The organism is Nicoliella sp. ESL1120 (assembly GCF_058508515.1).
This window is the reverse complement of sequence record NZ_CP196383.1, coordinates 904,370-920,656: the sequence shown is the minus strand read 5'-3', so window position 1 is coordinate 920,656 and position 16,287 is coordinate 904,370. Positions and strand designations below refer to the sequence as shown.

The 16,287-nt window shown below is 39.1% G+C and carries 13 protein-coding genes; all 13 read right to left on the bottom strand.

The genetic code is table 11. The features are described from left to right. Positions 1–16: 16 nt before the first annotated feature. Positions 17–1,204 (bottom strand): molecular chaperone DnaJ, encoded by a 1,188-nt coding sequence (dnaJ, locus tag ACSYTE_RS04025; RefSeq protein WP_491716184.1) that lies wholly within the window; start codon positions 1,202–1,204, stop codon positions 17–19. A 121-nt stretch (positions 1,205–1,325) separates the two neighbouring features. Continuing rightward, positions 1,326–3,191 carry a molecular chaperone DnaK gene (gene dnaK, locus ACSYTE_RS04020; RefSeq protein WP_491716183.1) on the bottom strand — a complete coding sequence of 622 codons (1,866 nt, stop codon included), beginning with the start codon at positions 3,189–3,191 and terminating at the stop codon, positions 1,326–1,328. Between the two features lie 46 nt (positions 3,192–3,237). After that, positions 3,238–3,801, bottom strand: coding sequence for a nucleotide exchange factor GrpE (gene grpE, locus ACSYTE_RS04015; protein ID WP_491716182.1), 564 nt, complete (start codon positions 3,799–3,801; stop codon positions 3,238–3,240). Positions 3,802–3,820: 19 nt separating this feature from the next. Then, positions 3,821–4,858, bottom strand: coding sequence for a heat-inducible transcriptional repressor HrcA (gene hrcA / locus ACSYTE_RS04010; RefSeq protein ID WP_491716181.1), 1,038 nt, complete (start codon positions 4,856–4,858; stop codon positions 3,821–3,823). 93 nt (positions 4,859–4,951) lie between these two features. Continuing rightward, positions 4,952–5,887 carry a riboflavin biosynthesis protein RibF gene (ribF, locus tag ACSYTE_RS04005; protein WP_491716180.1) on the bottom strand — a complete coding sequence of 312 codons (936 nt, stop codon included), beginning with the start codon at positions 5,885–5,887 and terminating at the stop codon, positions 4,952–4,954. A 9-nt stretch (positions 5,888–5,896) separates the two neighbouring features. After that, on the bottom strand, positions 5,897–6,808 hold the full coding sequence (truB, locus tag ACSYTE_RS04000; RefSeq protein ID WP_491716179.1) for a tRNA pseudouridine(55) synthase TruB: 912 nt from the start codon (positions 6,806–6,808) through the stop codon (positions 5,897–5,899). 90 nt (positions 6,809–6,898) lie between these two features. Beyond that, a complete protein-coding gene (gene rbfA, locus ACSYTE_RS03995) occupies positions 6,899–7,255 on the bottom strand; it encodes a 30S ribosome-binding factor RbfA (RefSeq protein ID WP_491716178.1) in 357 nt (118 codons plus the stop codon). 19 nt (positions 7,256–7,274) lie between these two features. Then, on the bottom strand, positions 7,275–9,581 hold the full coding sequence (gene infB, locus ACSYTE_RS03990) for a translation initiation factor IF-2 (protein ID WP_491716177.1): 2,307 nt from the start codon (positions 9,579–9,581) through the stop codon (positions 7,275–7,277). Positions 9,582–9,595: 14 nt separating this feature from the next. Next, positions 9,596–9,898: a L7Ae/L30e/S12e/Gadd45 family ribosomal protein gene (locus ACSYTE_RS03985; protein WP_491716176.1), complete on the bottom strand. Its 303-nt coding sequence runs from the start codon at positions 9,896–9,898 to the stop codon at positions 9,596–9,598. Continuing rightward, positions 9,891–10,187 carry an RNase P modulator RnpM gene (gene rnpM, locus ACSYTE_RS03980; RefSeq protein ID WP_491716175.1) on the bottom strand — a complete coding sequence of 99 codons (297 nt, stop codon included), beginning with the start codon at positions 10,185–10,187 and terminating at the stop codon, positions 9,891–9,893. Before rnpM ends, ACSYTE_RS03985 begins: the two co-directional genes overlap by 8 nt. Positions 10,188–10,207: 20 nt before the next feature. After that, positions 10,208–11,305, bottom strand: coding sequence for a transcription termination factor NusA (gene nusA / locus ACSYTE_RS03975; protein WP_491716174.1), 1,098 nt, complete (start codon positions 11,303–11,305; stop codon positions 10,208–10,210). A 17-nt stretch (positions 11,306–11,322) separates the two neighbouring features. Next, complete coding sequence (gene rimP / locus ACSYTE_RS03970) at positions 11,323–11,799, bottom strand: ribosome maturation factor RimP (RefSeq protein ID WP_491716173.1); 477 nt, start codon at positions 11,797–11,799, stop codon at positions 11,323–11,325. 115 nt (positions 11,800–11,914) lie between these two features. Then, positions 11,915–16,240 (bottom strand): PolC-type DNA polymerase III, encoded by a 4,326-nt coding sequence (locus ACSYTE_RS03965; RefSeq protein WP_491716172.1) that lies wholly within the window; start codon positions 16,238–16,240, stop codon positions 11,915–11,917. Between the last annotated feature and the right edge of the window lie 47 nt (positions 16,241–16,287).

Below are 16,287 nucleotides of genomic sequence, written 5' to 3'. Positions count from 1 at the left end.
GGCTGGCCATTATTAACTATTTCTTATCAAACTTGTCGCGCATTTTATCGAAAAATGATTGATTTTGCGTTACATTGATGTCTTCACCACTAGCATCGGCGAATTCTTTCAACGTTTCTCGTTGCCGTTTATTCAAGTTCCGTGGCGTAACGATATTAACGTTAACCACTTCGTCACCACGACCGGCCCCGTTGACGTTTGGAATTCCCTTGCCCCTCAGACGGAAGTTCGTGCCTGTTTGGGTCCCTGCCGGAATCTTTAGGCTGACTTCGCCATCTTCGGTCTTTTGATCATCATTTAAAGCCCGCACTTTAATTTCACACCCCAGTGCGGCTTGGGCAAATGAAATCGTTTGCTTATAGGTGATCCGAGTTCCTTCACGTTGAAAGTGCTTGCTTGGTTTTACTGAGAATAGGATGTATAAGTCCCCGTAAGGACCTCCATTACTTCCTGCATCCCCTTGTTGTTGTAAACGCATCTGTTGGCCGTCATCTACACCAGCTGGCACCGTAACAGCAATTTCATGGGCTTGCTCAGTCTTACCAGCACCATGACAAGTAGGACACTTTTCCTTGATTTCCTTCCCAGTCCCGTGACAAACTGGACATTCCTGTTGACTTCTAATCCGACCGAGCGGCGTATTTTGTTCAACGGTCACATAGCCATTTCCATGACAGTGTTGACAGGTTTGTGGCTTGGTCCCTGGTTTCGCACCATTTCCACCACAGGTCTGACAGGTCGCTTCACGATTATACTTGATCGTTGTCTTCTTACCGAACACGGCTTCATCAAAATTAAGCCCCATTTGGTATTGAAGATCACGTCCCTGCGTTGGTGCATTCGGGTTATGCGCTTGTTGGCCACCCCCACCAAAGAATTGGCTAAAGATGTCTTCGAAGCCACCGCCACCGAAGCCACCAGCGCCGCCACCGAAGCCGCCGAAACCACCAGCACCGCCGGCTCCACCGCCGCCGAAGCCTTGAGGCCCATCTGCTGATCCGTATTGATCGTAGTTCGCCTTTTTATTCTTATCACTCAATACTTCATATGCTTCAGTGATTTGCTTGAATTTAGCTTCCGCATCGGGTGCCTTGTTAACATCTGGATGATACTTTGCTGCTAGCTTCCGATATGCACGTTTAATATCGCTTTCACTGGCATCATGATCCAGGCCTAACACCTTGTAATAATCTTCTCCAGCCATTATTTTCCTCCTAAGTTCATATCTATTTTTATTTTAAAGGATTCAAACCCCTAAGACAATAAAAAGCCAAAGTCTAATTCAGCGACTTTGACTTTTTATGACAACGAATTAATAACAATTATTATTTGTTATTGTCCTTCTTATCATCATCGTTAACTTCATGGAAGTCACCGTTAACTGTGTTGTCATCACCCTTAGCAGAATCTGAACCAGCATTTGCACCAGCATCAGCGCCACCTTGAGCTTGTTGATTTTGTTGATATAACTTAGTAGCTAATTCTTGAACTTGCTTTTGTAGTTCATCCTTCTTAGCCTTCATGTCATCAAGGTTGTTTTCTTCCTTGGCCTTCTTCAAAGCAGCTTCAGCATCCTTAGTAGCCTTAATTTCGTCTTCGGATACCTTACCTTCAACATCCTTCAAAGTCTTATCAGTTTGGAAGATCAATTGGTCAACTTCATTCTTTAAGTCGACTTCTTCCTTGCGCTTTTCATCAGCATCGGCATTAGCCTTTGCTTCATCCATCATCTTGTTGATTTCGTCATCGGAAAGGCCATTGGAATCCTTGATGGTAATCTTTTGGGACTTACCTGTTCCCTTATCCTTAGCGGAAACGTTAACGATTCCGTTTTTATCGATATCGAAAGTAACTTCGATTTGAGGAATTCCACGAGGAGCAGCAGGAATATCAGTTAATTGGAATTGACCAAGCGTCTTATCGTCAGCAGCCATTGGCCGTTCACCTTGTAAGACGTGGATATCAACAGCTGGTTGGTTATCAGCGGCAGTTGAGAAGACTTGGCTCTTTGAAGTTGGAATGGTCGTGTTTCTGTCGATCAACTTAGTGAAGACCCCACCCATGGTTTCAATACCAAGGGAAAGTGGTGTAACATCAAGTAGCACAACATCCTTAACATCACCAGTTAGCACCCCACCTTGAACAGCAGCACCATCGGCAACGGCTTCATCAGGGTTAATAGAGTGGTTTGGTTCCTTGCCAGTCCATTGCTTAACAGCTTCTTGAACGGCTGGAATTCTAGTAGAACCACCATTTAAGATAACGTTATCAATGTCAGAAGTTGATAAACCAGCATCCTTCAATGCATTATCGAATGGAGCCTTCGTCTTTTCAACTAAGTCAGCAGTTAATTCATTGAACTTAGAACGACTTAACTTAGCAGTCAAGTGAAGTGGCCCTTCATCACCAGAAGCGATAAATGGAAGGCTGATTTCAGTTTCAGAAACTCCTGAAAGGTCCTTTTTAGCCTTTTCAGCAGCATCCTTTAACCGTTGTAATGCCATCTTATCATTGGATAAGTCAACTCCGTGTTCGCTCTTGAAGCCTTCGATCAACCAGTCCATGATCTTCTTATCGAAATCATCCCCACCTAAGTGAGTATCACCATTAGTAGAAAGGACTTGGAACACACCGTCACCTAATTCAAGAACGGAAACATCAAAGGTCCCACCACCAAGGTCATATACCAATACCTTTTGGTCGTTATCCTTCTTGTTCAAACCATAAGCTAAAGCAGCAGCAGTAGGTTCGTTGATAATCCGCTTAACGTCTAATCCAGCGATCTTACCAGCATCCTTAGTTGCTTGTCTTTGGGCATCATCAAAGTATGCAGGAACAGTGATAACAGCCTTGTCTACAGTATCACCAATGTAGTCTTCAGCAAACTTTTTGATGTATTGTAAGATCATTGCAGAAATTTGTTGTGGAGTGTAGCTCTTACCATCAACATCGACTTTGTAATTGCTGTCACCCATGTGGCTCTTGATTGATGAAATCGTGTTCGGGTTAGTGATCATTTGACGCTTTGCAACTTCCCCAACTTGAATTTCACCATCTTTAAATGCAACGACTGAAGGAGTCGTTCTTGAACCTTCTGGATTAGGAATAATCTTTGGTTCGTTACCTTCAAGAACGGCAACTGCTGAATTAGTAGTTCCTAAATCAATTCCAATAATTTTGTTACTAGCCATAATTTAATTTACCTCACTTTTTATTTTTTATTTATTAATTGTTTGTTTATTTTGCAACAACGACCATCGCTGGACGAATCACACGATCAGCTAATTGATAGCCATCTTGTAATACTTTCACAACGTGATCAGTTGGATGAGCATCATCTGCTGGGACCGTTTGAACGGCTTGACAGAAATTCGGATCAAACTTCTTGCCTTCCGCATCAATTTTTTTAATGTTGCTATCACTCAAAGCCTTAGTTAGGTGGTTCGAAACCATTTCAACCCCTTGTTTAAGTTGTTGACCGGCTTTATCATCCACCTTAACTTCAAGGGCTCGGTTTAAATTATCAACGATCGGTAAAATATTAGTTGCAAGCTTTTGGCCATCATACTTCAAGATGGTTGCTTGGTCTTTTTTAGCCCGATTTTGAACGTTTTGCAACTCAGCTGCAGTCCGTAGATACTTATTCTCCATATCATCCAACTGCCGTTTTAAATCAATAATTGCTTTATCAGCTTGTTTGTCTTCAGCATTAGCTTGCTCATCTGCAGCCTTTAACTTCTCTGTTTCAGTCGCTTCCGCAGAATTTTGCTTTTCTTCATCTTGCTTTTTCTTAGATGCCAAACAAAACCCTCCTCTAGATTTATTTGCTTCCTCCATAGTAACCTAACAAACGCTTGGTAAGCTCTTCTCTAAATGCACTGACCAAGGTAATTACCTTCGAATAAGGCATTCGAGTAGGCCCCAACACAGCAATCATTCCCTTACCGTATTGGCCAACATCATAGGTCCCTGTAATGACACTATAATTTTTCAATAATTCATTACTCATTTCAGAACCGATCTGAACCGAAACACCATCTTCTGAATTTCCTAAAAACTTAGAAATTTCACCAGATTGATTTAACATCGAATACAGCGGTTTGAGATAACTAACATCGCTTTGATTGGTAAAACTCAATAGGTTCATTTCACCACCAACGTAAAGGCGATCTCTAGTTGCTCTCATAAGGACCTCATCCAAGATGTCAATAAAGCCATTCGGAGAATGCAAGTACTTATTAACTTCCATTGGAATTACAGATTTTAGTTGCTCTAATACCACCGATAATGGCTGACCAACAAGTCGATCATTAATCAAATTAACGACTGACTCTAGTTGTTCACCGGTAACACCATCGGAAATGCGGAACAATTCAGTTTCCGCATCCCCATTATCAGTTACCAGAATCGCCATAACACGTTGATCACCTAATGCAACCAATCTAAATCCTTTTAGATGCCTACTTTGAGCCTGCTCTGGCTGCAAAGTCAAAGCAGTATAGTTAGTTAAATCAGATAGGATATTAGCAGATTTTTGAACTAGCTCATCGATCTTATGGTAATTTGAATCTAACGCCTTATGAATGATTTCCAGATCACTCATCGTATTGACCTTTGACAATGTCAAATGATCGACGTAATAACGATAACCATTAATCGATGGAATCCGTCCGGAAGATAAGTGGGTTTTTTCAATTAACCCCATATTTTCCAAAACCACCATTTCATTTCTGATCGTAGCAGAACTAACGTGAAACGGAAGTTGATTAACTAATGCTTTAGAACCAACAGGCGTTCCCGATTGAGTATAATCCTGAACGATTCCAGAAAGAATCAATTCTTGACGTTCTGTTAGCATTAATAATCACTCCTTTTTTAGCACTCATATCCTTCAAGTGCTAAGCTACATATATAATTTACCAAAGGAGCGATTATAAGTCAAGAAAGACACTCACAAATCACTTAAAAACTTTTGAGCCGTTTTTTGATCTTGATGCAGCTGATCGATCAAGGCTTCTACCCCGTTAAACTTAACCTCACCGCGCGTCCAATGGAGCCATTCGATATTTACTACTTCACCATAAATATTTTGATCAAAGTTAAATAAATTAATTTCAACGGTAATGGGATGTGAATCACCAAACGTCACGTTACGGCCAATCGAAGCCATCCCATCGTACCATTGATCACCAATTTGCATCCTTACAATGTAGATTCCAATTGCTGGCAACCATTGATATTCGCTATGCTCAACGTTAGCTGTTGGAAATCCCAACTCACGCCCGCGAGCAAATCCATGCACAACAGTTCCCGTAGTAACAAAGGGCCTGCCTAACAACCGATTAACGGTATCAATATGACCATCATCTAGGTTTTGGCGAATCCGAGTAGAACTCACTTTTTTATTGTCAATATCAAAGGATGCAACATCAACCACTTCAAAACGATTCTTTACATATTGAGGTAATAAATTCATATCAGCATTCTTTTTTCCATAAGTATGATCAAAACCAGCAACTACCGCCACTGCATTAAAGCGACAAAGATAATTATCGACGAATTCCTGTGGACTTTGCGCTTGGAATGCATTTGTATAACTAATCTGGAATACGATGTCAACGCCTAAGCGCTCAAAGAGTTCCATTTTATAATCCATCAGCGTTAAGTAACGCTTATCATGCGCGTTTAATTGTTGATATACGATTGATGGATGATGATCATAAGTTAAAACTGCTAATTTAACTCCGCGTTTTTCAGCAATTGATTTTGCTCGATTGATTATTTGCTGATGACCCAAATGGAGCCCATCAAAAAAACCCATTGCAAGCACAACTGGTTCATTCAAATTTAAATCTTTCATTGGATGGTGAATCTTTAAAATTTTCATTGTAAACTCCTAATTGACACTAAACATTTTTAATGGTTTATAAAATCCCTGTTCATGATTGTAATAGTACAACGCCTTAATTTGCTGATTAAACCTTACAGCAATTTCATCATTATCCATATTAATATCTTGGGGACTTAAAAATCCACCATTTTGCACCGTTTTCCACTGGTTCGGGCTCAATTCAATACTTTGATATCCACCCAGTGCATGATCAATTGGATACAAAACATTACTAATGTTGCCATCTTCCATCGCTGCTTTCACTTGACTTAGCGTAACCGATTCATCAATCGTAAAGCCGCCACTCTTAATCCTAGTAAGATCAGACATTACAGCTGGTACCCCTAAGATTTGGCCAACCATAAACGATAAAGTGCGGACATAGGTTCCCTTTCCACAACCTACTTCGAACTTGATTCGCTGAACTTGTTCTTCTTTATCATATTCAATGGGAGCAATAATTTTAAAGTAGTCAATGCGAACGTGCCGCTGGGGCCGTGTTACAGTTTCACCCGCCCGTGCATATTCGTATAAACGGCGACCATTGACTTTTACAGCTGAATACATTGGTGGAATTTGTAACAGTTCAGGTTGAACCAACCGTTGCATCGCCTGATTAATTGATGCTTCTGAAAACGGATCCGTAATTGCCTTCCTTTCAACAACATCACCATCTAAATCCTCGGTAGTCGTTGACATCCCAAGGGTGATCTCTCCTCGATAAACTTTTCCAGAATTCATCAAAAAATCAACCACCTTAGTTGCACTACCGATACAAATTGGTAAAACACCGTCAACGTTTGGATCGAGCGTTCCACTATGTCCAATTTTTTTAGTTTGCAAAATTCCACGTAGTTTTCTGACGCAATCGAAACTAGTCATTCCACGTTGTTTGTTCAATGGGATGATTCCATCCATAATTAACGACTCCCTATCTTTTCTCTAATTAATATTAATTGAAACATAAAAAGAGTAGATAACAAATGATTATTACCTACTCTTTTAAAATTATTTATCTTCGCGTTGTAGTTTATTGATCAATTGATCAATCTTACTCCCGTATTGAATTGAATCATCTAATTCAAAATGAATTTCTGGTGTCTTATAGACGTTTCTTAACCGAGCGCCTAACGCACTTCTAATCATTCCGGTTGCCTTATCCAATCCCTTTTGGGTATTTTCTTCATCACTCTTTTTATCAGAGAGAATGCTGTAAAAAATCGTTGCTTGTTGAAGATCACCAGTGACTTCCACTCCGGTAATTGTAACGCCCTTAACTCTGGGGTCACGTACTTCCTTCAATAACAAATCATTAACTTCTCTTTGAATTTCTTGTTGTAGTCGCCCTACACGATATTGTGCCATAGTATCCTCCTTGATCGAATTATTCGATTGGAACTTCTTTCATAATATAGGCTTCAATAACATCATTGACCTTAATATCATTATAATTTTCAATTGTAAGCCCACATTCAAAACCTTGTTTAACGCTCTTAGCGTCATCTTTAAAGCGTTTTAAACTGCCAAGTTCGCCATCAAAAATCACAACATTGTCCCTAATTAGCCGTACCTTACTATCACGGTTAATATAACCTGAGATTACCATCCCACCAGCAATTGTTCCGATCTTAGAAGCTTTATAAATTTCTCTCACTTCAACTTGACCAGTAACTTCTTCCTTATATGTGGGTTCTAGCATTCCCTTCATAGCGGATTCCACTTCATCAATTGCATCGTAAATCACTTGATGTAAACGAATATCAACGTTATCGCTTTCAGCTTGGGCCTTAGCTTGTGGGGTAGGACGAACACTAAATCCAATAATGATTGCGTTACTTGCCTCTGCTAAGGCAACATCACTTTCATTAATGGCTCCAACTCCGGTATGAATGATATTAACACGCACTCCTTCTACTTCAATCTTTTGAAGACTAGAAGAAAGTGCTTCGACTGAACCTTGAACATCAGCTTTAATAATAATATCAACTTGCTTCATTTCACCTTCTTTAAGTGAATCGAACAAGTTATCCAATGTAACATGGTTCGTTTGACGACGATCATTTTCTTGAGCTGCTTGAGCCCGTTTTTCTCCAGCAGCACGGGCGGTCTTTTCATCATCAAAGACAATAAACCGATCCCCTGCTTCTGGAACGTCGTTCAATCCAGTAATTCCAACAGGAGTTGATGGGGTGGCTTCCTTCATTTCTTGGTTGTGTTCATTAACCATAGTCCGCACTCGACCAAAGGTATCACCAACTACAATCGGATCCCCAACGTGCATGGTCCCTTGTTGAACTAACAGCGTTGCAACGGTTCCCTTTCCACGATCAAGACGAGCTTCGATTACTGAACCAGCAGCATTTTGCCGTGGATTAGCCTTTAATTCCATCACTTCAGCTTGCAATAGGATCATGTCCAATAATTCATCAACGTTGGTCCCGAATTTAGCTGAAATTTTTACAAAGATGGTATCACCACCCCAGTCTTCAGGAATTAATCCGTAGTTACTAAGTTGTTCAGTAACGTGGTCTGGGTTGGCCCCTGGCTTATCAATCTTATTGATTGCAACGATAATTGGGGTCTTTGCAGCCTTAGCATGGTTAATGGCTTCGATGGTTTGTGGCATTACTCCATCATCAGCAGCAACCACTAAAATCGTAATATCAGTAATATCAGCTCCACGTGCCCGCATGGCAGTAAAAGCAGCATGACCAGGAGTATCCAAGAAAGTAATTGTCTTTTTATCATGCTTAACTTGATAAGCACCAATTCCTTGGGTAATCCCACCAGCTTCACCAGAAGTAATGTGAGAATGTCTCAAGTAATCCAATAGGGTGGTTTTACCATGATCAACGTGTCCCATGATCGTAACCACTGGTGGTCTGTTTTCTTGATAAGCCGTGTTGTGTTCTTCTTCATCAAATAACTTATCAAGATCAGAAACGTTAACTTCTTCTTTTTCCTTGGCTTCAATTCCGTAGTCAGTGGCTAGCAATTCAATGGTTTCATTATCCAATGATTTGTTTTGGTTAACCATAACCCCAAGCATGAATAACTTTTTAACAATTTCAGCAGGTTCTCTGTGAAGGACCTTCCCAATTTCTTGTGCATTCATCCCATCAGTATATTCTAATACCTTTGGAAGTGGATGATCCTTCCGTTTAGGAGCATCGTTATGCTTATGAATTTGGCGAATTCGTTGATTCTTAGTGTATTTACTATTGAAATTGTTATTCCGCTTGTTAAACTTCTTCTTGTTCTTCCGATTATTTTTGTTAAAACCGTTCGAATTATTACTAGCATTATTAGTATTTCGACCAGAACCAGATTGAACGTTATTTCTTTGCCCATTCGAATTATTAGACCGATGGTTATTATTTGACTGACTAGCATTACTATGACTAGGTTTATTATTAATTTGGTGGCCCCCCTGTCTTTTGTCAGCATGGCTATTTTGGTTTCGGTTTTGATTGCCACCATGTTGTTGATTATTTTGTGGTTTAGAATTAGTTCGTGTCGTTGGTTTAGCTGAATTACTCTTTAATGCAGCTCTAATTTGCTTTTCTTGGTTATCATCAATCGTAGACATATGGTTATGAACCGAGATACCCTTACTATTAGCACTGTTAATTAGTTGCTTGCTGGTAACATTGAGCTCTTTAGCTAATTCATAAATACGCTTTTTACCCATATAATCACTATCCTTTAACTATTTTTTATTTCAGAAAGCTTTCTGGCAAAGCCACGATCAGTAATTCCAATCATTGTTCGGGGAGCACCGATTGCATCGCTTAATTCCTGTTTAGAAATAAAGTGATGGTATTCAACCTGATACGAACCCGCTTTGTCAATAAACTTCTTGGTAGATGATTGTCCGGTATCGCTTGCAATAATCAAAAGAGCAACTTGATGCTTTTTAATTGCATTTAAAATAATTGCCTCGCCAGTAACTACCTTACCAGCTCTTTTGGCGATTCCGATTAAATTTAAATATTTTTGATTATTCATTTTCAAATAATTTTTTTCTTGCTTGTTCATGATCAGTATAAGCAATTAAATCATCGTAAAATTGATCATCAACATTAGTGTCAAAAACCTTGTTAAATGTTTTTTTAGCCTTAGCTTGCTTTGCAATTTCTACATCCATTGAGATATAAGCACCGCGCCCGGCTTTTTTACCAGTTTTATCAATGCTTACGTTGCCTTCTTTATCACGGACGATTCTAATCAACTCTTTTTTAGGAGCCATTTCACCCGTGACAATATCTTTACGCATTGGAACCTTTCGACGTCGCATTTGAACCTCCCTACTGATAACTAATCAGCGTTTTCATCATTATCAGGATCTTCAGCAGCAGTGTGATTTTCATAAATATTTTCATCTGCTTCTGATTCTGACTTAATATCAATTTTAAATCCAGTTAACTTAGCAGCTAATCGAGCGTTTTGTCCACGCTTCCCAATTGCTAATGATAATTGATAATCAGGTACAATCACCGTACAAGCTTGATCGTTTTCAGGGTCGAAAATAACATCGACTACTTCAGACGGATTCAAGGCGTTGGCAATGAACTTCGCCTTATCGTCAGTCCATTCAACAATATCCATATTTTCGCCACCAAGTTCATTTACGATTGTTTGAACCCGTTGTCCCTTAGGACCAACAGTGGTTCCAACAGGATCTATATCAGGGTTATTAGAGCGAACCGCTACTTTTGAGCGGTCACCAGCTTCCCTAGCAATTGAGACAATTTCAACAGTTCCATCGTAGATTTCAGGAACTTCTTGTTCAAATAAACGCTTTAATAGTCCAGGTGCCGTTCTGCTAACAAATACTTGAGGGCCCTTAGAAGCGTTTTCAACCTTAGTAACATATACCTTGATTTTATCTTGTGGTCGATATTCTTCATTTGGCATCTGGTTACTAACAGGCATTACAGCTTCGACCTTGCCAAGATTAATGTACACAAAACGACTATCTGAACGTTCTACTTCTCCAGTAATTAACTCATCTTGGTATTGACTAAATTGATTATAAACCATTTCCCGTTCAGCTTCTCGAACCCGTTGCATAATTACCTGCTTTGCAGTTTGGGCAGCGATGCGACCAAAATTCTTAGGAGTAACTTCGATCTTGATGTCATCACCAACTTCATAACCATGGCTAATTAAAAGGGCATCTTTAATACTATATTCAGTCTGGGCATCTTCAACCACGTCAACAATCTTTTTAACAGCATAGACGTGAATATCACCCTTCTTATTATCAAATTCTACATCTACATTTTGTGATTGACCATAATTACGCTTATAAGCAGAAGTCAAAGCTGCCTCTAAAGCGTCGATAATGGTTTCCTTCTTAATGCCCTTTTCTTTTTCTAAAGCATCAAAAGCACCCAATAATTCTTTACTCATTCCGATTCTCCTTTAAATTAAAACTTAATTGCGAGTCTAACTTTAGCAATTGCTTTTGCAGGAATTGTTAACTCCCTAAAGACACTCATGTCGTTATATTCAATTACTAAATCGTTTTCTTCTGTAACTCCCTTTAAAGTCCCTTCGTATACCTTATTTTGCTTAATTGGATAATACAATGAAACGTTAATATAGCTACCAATTGCTTCTTCAATCTCTTTTGCATTTCTCAAGGGGCGTTCTGCGCCGGGAGATGATACTTCTAAATAATAAGCTTGTGGGATTGGATCAGGATCCATTGCATCTAATTCTTCACCTAATTGATCGCTAATGATTGCACAATCTTCAATCGTAATACCGTTAGGTTTATCAATATAAACCCGTAAATACCACTTTTGGCTTTCTTTAACGTATTCAATATCGAACAATTCAAAATGATGTTCATTTAAAATCGGTGTTAAGATATCTTTCACAATCTCAGGAACGTTACTCAATTTGTATGCATACCTCCTATTAAATCCAATAAAAAGAGTGAGCATCCCTGCTCACTCCTTTAAACGAGTATTAATTACTAGTAGTAATATACCATAAGTTAGGATTAAACTCAAATCATAGCATGTCGAATAGGCTCAACTGGTTTTCATCTGGCAAGCCTTTCAACACTCCATTTTCATCCATAAATTCAATGATCTTTTTAGAAACCTTGCCACGTTTAGCCAGGTCTTCCTTGGATAAGAACGATTTGTCTTCTCTAGCAGCCACGATTTGTTTTGCAACGTTCAACCCAAGCCCTGGAATCGCCCGAAATGGTGCTAATAGCTTATTTCCTTCAATAATCCATTTTTCAGCATCAGAACGCTTTAAATCGATCATTTCAAACTCAAACCCACGTTCTAACATTTCGTTGGCTAATTCTAAGACCGTTAACAAGTTCTTATCCTTAGCAGATGCTTCGTTGCCTTGATTTTGAATCGTTTTCATCGCTTCTTTGACAGACTCTTTTCCGCTTGCCATGGCAACTACATCAAAATCATCAGCTCGAATCGAGAAATAAGCAGCATAGTAAACGATTGGGAAGTACACCTTAAAGTATGCTACCCGCAGGGCCATTAGAACGTAAGCTGCGGCATGGGCACGTGGGAACATATACTTAATTTTTAAACAAGATTGAATGTACCATTCTGGAATTTTGGCTGCGTTCATCTCTTTACGCCATTCATCCTTAATTCCACGACCCTTCCGAACTGATTCCATGATTTGGAAAGCCGTTTCAGAATCAAGACCCCAGTTAATTAAATCAGTCATGATATTATCACGACAACCAATTACGTTAGCGATCGTTGCAGTCCCGTCCTTAATAATCTCATCAGCATTTCCTAGCCAAACATCGGTCCCATGGGATAAACCAGAAATTTGCAGAAGTTGCGAATAGTTTTGCGGGTGGGTCTGTTCTAACATCCCCCGTACGAACTTCGTCCCAAATTCAGGCACCCCTAATGTCCCCGTTTTGGATTGAATTTGTTCTGGGGTCACACCTAATACGTCCGTTCCTGAAAAAATTGACATAACTCCTTGATCATCCATTGGGATCGTTTGTGGATCAATTCCAGAAAGGTCTTGAAGTGCTCTGATCATGGTCGGATCATCATGTCCCAAAATATCCATTTTGAGGATGTTATCATGAATGGAATGGAAATCAAAGTGCGTCGTTTCCCATTCAGCTTTTTGATCATTGGCGGGATATTGGATGGGAGTAAAGTCATAAATATCCATATCGCTTGGCACAATAATGATTCCAGCTGGATGTTGACCAGTAGTCCTTTTCACACCGACATCGCCTTGGGCCAGTCGATCGATTTCAGCAGAACGAATATTTTGTTCAGTATCGCGTTCATAAGCCTTTACGTAACCATAGGCTGTCTTATCAGCAACCGTTCCAATCGTTCCAGCACGGTAAACATTGTCTTCACCGAACAACACCTTCATGTAGTTATGAGCGATTGGTTGATAATCACCTGAGAAGTTCAAATCAATATCTGGAACCTTGTTTCCCTTAAACCCTAGGAACGTTTCAAATGGAATGTTTTGCCCATCACCGATCATTTCAGTTCCACACTTCGGACAATTTTTACGTGGTAAATCGTATCCAGAAGCATATTCACCCTTCGTATAGAAATGAGAATATCTACATTTAGGGCAACGGTAATGTGGTGGCAGTGGGTTCACTTCAGTAATCCCAGCCATTGTAGCAACCAAACTAGATCCAACGGACCCACGAGAACCAACTAAATAACCATCCTTATTACTTTTGAACACTAGTTTTTGAGCAATTAAATAAATGACTGAAAATCCATGGCTAATGATACTATCTAATTCTCGATCAACCCGCTTTTTAACTAAATCAGGAAGCGGGTCGCCATAATAATCAAAGGCTCTGTTGTAGGTAAGTTTTTTTATCTCATCTTCCGCCCCATCAATATGTGGGGTATATAACTTATCCTTAACAGGCTTGATATCATCATCGATCATATCAGCAATTAAATTGGAATTTTTAACCACAATTTGATTGGCTACTTCATCGCCAAGATAGCTAAAGTCATTCAACATTTCATCAGTTGATAAGAAATGGACTTCAGGAAGCTTTTGCCTACTAAGTGGGTTGGCTCCACCTTGAGAATGAATCAAAATTTTACGATAGATGTATTCGTGAGGGTCTACGTAATGGGCATCACCAGTTGCAACCACTGGTTTATCCAATTCTTGTCCTAAGGTAACCATATTGTTGATGATTTCATGTAAATGCGCTTGATCATGAATAAATTGAGAATCAATCAATGGTTGATAATTAGCTTGTGGTTGAACCTCCAAGTAATCATAAAATTGAGCCTTTTGACGTGCTTCTTCCATTCCCTTTTGGACCATGGCGGTAAAAACTTCACCAGAAGCACATGCTGAACCAACTAAAATACCCTCCCGATATTTAACTAATACGCTACGCGGAATCCGTGGAACCCGATAAAAATATTCTACGTTAGATAACGAAACTAGTTTGAAGAGGTTTTTCAATCCGGATTGGGTTTTAGCCAGCAGGGTGACATGAAACGGTCGAGCGTGTTTATAAGCACTATGCTCTGTCATATGATCATTTAATTGATCTTGATATTTAATTCCATATCGATCTTCAGCCGTCTTTAAGAAAATATAATTTAAATGGCCTGTACTTTCCGCATCGTATACCGCACGATGATGATGTTCCAAGCTAACATCAAATTTTTTCGCAAGGGTATTTAAACGGTAACTCTTTAAGTTAGGATACAAAAAACGTGCTAATGGCAACGTATCAATAATTGGATTAGTAATTTTACTCATTCCATAGCGTTCGTATCCAGCATTCATAAAGCCCACATCAAAGGTTACGTTATGCCCAACTACAATTGCATCTCCGCAGAATTCCCGAAACATCTTTAAAACCGTTTCTTCACTTTTGGAACCCTTTACCATGTCATCAGTAATGGATGTTAAATTAGTTGTAAATTCACTTAAATGGAACCCTGGATCAATAAACTCTTCAAATTGAGCAGTAACGTTATTATGAACCATTTTAACAGCAGAAACTTCAATAATCTTATCATAAATTGCTGATAATCCTGTCGTTTCAATATCAAACACAACATAAGTTGCGGTCTTTAAATCGCGATGGTCGTTATTAAACCCGATTTCCATTCCATCATCAACAACGTTAGCTTCTACACCGTAAATCATTTTCAAATCGTTATTTTCACCAGCACTATATGCTGATGGAAAGCCTTGTAATGCAGAATGGTCCGTAATTGCCAATGCCTTGTGACCCCATTGTTTAGCCCGTTTGGCAAATGCATCGATCCCATCGATGGCATCCATTTGACTCATATTGGTGTGTAGATGCAATTCAACCCGCTTATCCTTAGCAGTATCTTGTCTTTCTTGATGGGTCGTCGTATTAATATCGTACGGATTCATGGTTAATTCATGCGTATAATTATCCTCTTGAACGCTACCACGGAGTTTTAGCCAGCCACCCTTTTGAATTGCTTCAAATTGAGCTTCATCCTGTTCGTTACGGGAGAATTTCTTGACTACGATTGATGAACTGAAGTCGGTCACCTTAAAAATCAATAACTGCCGACCAGAACGTAGTGAACGAACTTCTTTATCAAAAACAAAACCATTCAAGACAACCGATCGTTCCTCTTGAACAATATCAATTAACTTAGTGACATCAGCATCATCACTAATTAATTTACCAAAAATAACGGGGCCGTTTGTAATGGGAGCATTTTTAGCTTTGCTTTCACGATTTGCATTCGCTTTTTTTATGGCAGCAATAGCCTTTTTAGTAATCTCGGCATCCCGTTTTTCCCTTATATTTTTGATTTCTCTAATTTTAGATTGCGTCTCACTTTGATTAACGAAAGTATTGATCATAAACTTAGGAAATCCACACATCGTATAACATTCTTCAATTTTACCCAATGCATGGTCAATCAAAAAGGTTTTGAGTTCTTCATTTTCTACAACCAAATTGACACGATCATCATTAACGCTTGGCACACTAGCATCACAAATTTGTTTTGCCATCATGGAATTCAAGTTGCTATTATTAACGACCCAATTCCAGTATTCCTTAACTAAATGGTTATCTAATTTTGGTCGATCAACTTGAATCTCAAAACTAATGTTCACTAATGATTCAAAGGTCGTAAAAAGGCGATGGATAAAGTCATTAAAAACTTGAAATGGTAATTGTTCTAAGAAATGAAATTTAAAATGCCATTCCCTACTCTTTTTATGAACCACTAATTGGGTAATTTCAGCATTTTTAAAACATTCATCATCTCTATGGGCATTCATTTCTAGCTGACTTAGTAATTGATTAAATAATTCATGATTATTCAATTGATTGAACTCCCTTCTATTAAGATTAAAAAAGGACTGCAAAACAG

What these genes read in the sequence shown, in the direction of transcription:
- dnaJ (WP_491716184.1), bottom strand. Translation starts at nt 1,204, where the DNA reads ATGGCTGGAGAAGATTATTACAAGGTGTTAGGCCTGGATCATGATGCC.
- dnaK (WP_491716183.1), bottom strand. Translation starts at nt 3,191, where the DNA reads ATGGCTAGTAACAAAATTATTGGAATTGATTTAGGAACTACTAATTCA.
- hrcA (WP_491716181.1), bottom strand. Translation starts at nt 4,858, where the DNA reads ATGCTAACAGAACGTCAAGAATTGATTCTTTCTGGAATCGTTCAGGAT.
- ribF (WP_491716180.1), bottom strand. Translation starts at nt 5,887, where the DNA reads ATGAAAATTTTAAAGATTCACCATCCAATGAAAGATTTAAATTTGAAT.
- truB (WP_491716179.1), bottom strand. Translation starts at nt 6,808, where the DNA reads ATGGATGGAATCATCCCATTGAACAAACAACGTGGAATGACTAGTTTC.
- rbfA (WP_491716178.1), bottom strand. Translation starts at nt 7,255, where the DNA reads ATGGCACAATATCGTGTAGGGCGACTACAACAAGAAATTCAAAGAGAA.
- infB (WP_491716177.1), bottom strand. Translation starts at nt 9,581, where the DNA reads ATGGGTAAAAAGCGTATTTATGAATTAGCTAAAGAGCTCAATGTTACC.
- ACSYTE_RS03985 (WP_491716176.1), bottom strand. Translation starts at nt 9,898, where the DNA reads ATGAATAATCAAAAATATTTAAATTTAATCGGAATCGCCAAAAGAGCT.
- rnpM (WP_491716175.1), bottom strand. Translation starts at nt 10,187, where the DNA reads ATGCGACGTCGAAAGGTTCCAATGCGTAAAGATATTGTCACGGGTGAA.
- nusA (WP_491716174.1), bottom strand. Translation starts at nt 11,305, where the DNA reads ATGAGTAAAGAATTATTGGGTGCTTTTGATGCTTTAGAAAAAGAAAAG.